The 2,471-nt window shown below is 46.4% G+C and carries 2 protein-coding genes; both read left to right on the top strand.

From position 1 onward, the window contains the following. Positions 1-715 precede the first annotated feature (715 nt). Entirely contained in the window at positions 716-1,759 is a 1,044-nt protein-coding gene (locus JJL52_RS21015) for an STAS-like domain-containing protein (RefSeq protein ID WP_202054480.1), read from the top strand. 192 nt (positions 1,760-1,951) lie between these two features. Continuing rightward, positions 1,952-2,203, top strand: coding sequence for an Ogr/Delta-like zinc finger protein (locus JJL52_RS21010; RefSeq protein ID WP_202054479.1), 252 nt, complete (start codon positions 1,952-1,954; stop codon positions 2,201-2,203). Positions 2,204-2,471 lie beyond the last annotated feature (268 nt).

Here is a 2,471-nt window from a genome sequence, read left to right as displayed (position 1 = left end):
TTTCAATCAGTTAACAGATCAATTATACCACAAAGCGCTTAACTTAACGGCATTGCCCCCCCCCGGCGATATTTGAATTCATGCCGGTAAGGTTGTTTCGATCGGCACCGCCCTACTCTCTGGCTGACAACTCATCCAGGCCATCAAGTAAGGCGGTAGCTTGACAGAAATCGACGTCTTTTTATCCGATTTTTTCGGTCTGGGCATTATAAATGCTCAATAATATTGTATTTGTGATTGCGACGCTTTAAACACGTTAAGGCCTTATCACGGACAACCTTAAGGTGCTTAAAGACATAGTGCTTTTTGTCTATCGTTTTTAATGTTTCTTCGATTAATAATCTATTTAACCTGATAAACAAGTCATAGGCCTGGAGAACCAAAAGCTGACATTTCTCCATATATGCCCCTTTGCTATTGATGGTTACCCCCCAGTTGAGTTGATTTATTTTCAGTATCCCTATAAATAAAATAAAGTCAAGCTCAGATATGTGTTTTTTTCAATCGAGAAAATTCGCCGAAGCGGGTTTGTAAGAATTGGAGCGCGTAGGACCGTAGGGCGCAATAGGCAAAGCCGTATGCGCCGCATGGAAACTCCACATCCGACGGAATACGCTTCGTTATTCCGCCCTACGCGGGCTTTAAGAAAATTTCATTGTCCTTTAAGAAAAACCCGCCTATCCTTTAAGAAAACAATTTTCTTAAAGGATAAAGCATGAGCAATAAAGAACGCGGCGAGCGGATTCGCCGCCAAATTCTCAGGGACGTCAGGCACCATCCCATCGATATTGCAAAACATATCGCCGCTATCTTCTCGATCACTCCCCAAGCGGTCAACAGCCACATCAAACGCCTGGAAACGGAGGGCTGGTTAAAATCGAGCGGCACCGGCAAAGGAAAGAGGTACTTTCTAGGCGACCTAAGAGAGTATAAGTCGCAGTTTCCCCTGACTGAAGAATTCACGGAGGACGGCGTTTGGAGGAATCACTACGCTTTCGTATTCGACGGTTTACCCGAAAACATCGTCGACATATGCCATTACGGTTTTACCGAAATGGTCAATAACGTCATCGACCACTCGGGCGGAAAACATATTTATCTATCTGCGGTACGGGATAAAGAAAAAATAGTCATTATTGTAATCGACGACGGCGAAGGTATTTTCAGTAAAATTAAGCGGTTGTGCGATTTAAGCGATGAGCGACAAGCCTTGTTCGAATTATCAAAAGGCAAGCTGACCACCGATCCCGATAACCACACCGGCGAAGGCATCTTCTTTACTTCGAGGGTGTTCGACGAGTTTGAAATCGAATCGGGCGGGATCCGGTTTAGCCACGACGACACATTCGACTTCGACTTTATTCTTGAGTCGCATATTTCCAGAGACGAAGACGGTACGGCAGTCTACATGCTCATCAAGCGCGATTCGACACGACAGATTCAATCGGTGTTCGACGACTATGCGGGACCTGACGAATTTCAGTTCAACAAAACCGTCATTCCGGTACGCTTGGCCCAATACGGTAATGAAAAACTTGTTTCCAGGTCGCAAGCGAAACGATTACTGGCTCGCATCGAACGCTTTCAGTATGTTATTTTCGACTTTGAAGGCGTGGCGGCAATCGGCCAAGCCTTTGCCGACGAAATATTCCGCGTCTATGCGCAGGCCCATCCGGAGATAACATTGCTGCCCGATAAAATGGAACCCAACGTAGAAAAGATGGTTAGTAGGGCTATTGCTTCTAAGGCAGCGAATTAACTTGCAAGCCGGATTCGCCGTCAGGCAAATTTGTGATTTTCGTCGGACATATCGGCTATTTCCCGTTCGGCTTTCCGGCAGAGCAGCCGGTAATACAAAAACACGTGTTCGTTCATCATGTTGCGGCGAAAACTCCTTAATTTAGGTGTTGTTTTTCTATAATCACGCAAAACTTGAGGAGGTTTTTCATCCATGCGCGTGACCTGCCCCCATTGCCAGCAAAAAGCCGTTATCACCTCGTCCAACCAGCTCAGTCCCGCCGTGAAGGATCTGTATTGCCAGTGCATGAATACCGAGCAGTGCGGGGCGTCGTTTGTGTTCGTGCTGGCCTTCAAGCACGATTTGAATCCCCCGCACCATTCTACCCGGCAGCTTGCCGTCAGCCTGATCCGGTCGCTGCCGGCCGAAGAGCGGCGGCTGTTGCAGGGGGATTTGTTTAATTGATCACATGCAGCATTTCGCAATAGTCTGCGAGATCTGAAGCATGTCGTGATTGACGCAAACTCTTTCCATCTCGCCATTCATTTCATGCTCGATACAGGTTTTATCCAAGGAAATAGCCCAGTATTGAGTAATTTTATCCGGATCGATTTTTACATTGCCATCGTCCGTTTTCATTCTCACTAACATATCGCCCTCTTATTATTCAAAAAGTAATGTAGATACTGTTATCCGCGTCAAGCCTGATGAAGCGCAGGATCGAATGGTTTAC

The organism is Candidatus Methylomicrobium oryzae (genome assembly GCF_016745425.1).
Classification (GTDB): Bacteria; Pseudomonadota; Gammaproteobacteria; order Methylococcales; family Methylomonadaceae; genus Methylomicrobium; species Methylomicrobium oryzae.
Note: the sequence above shows the minus strand (reverse complement) of the source record. Positions and strands in the feature narration are given on the sequence as shown.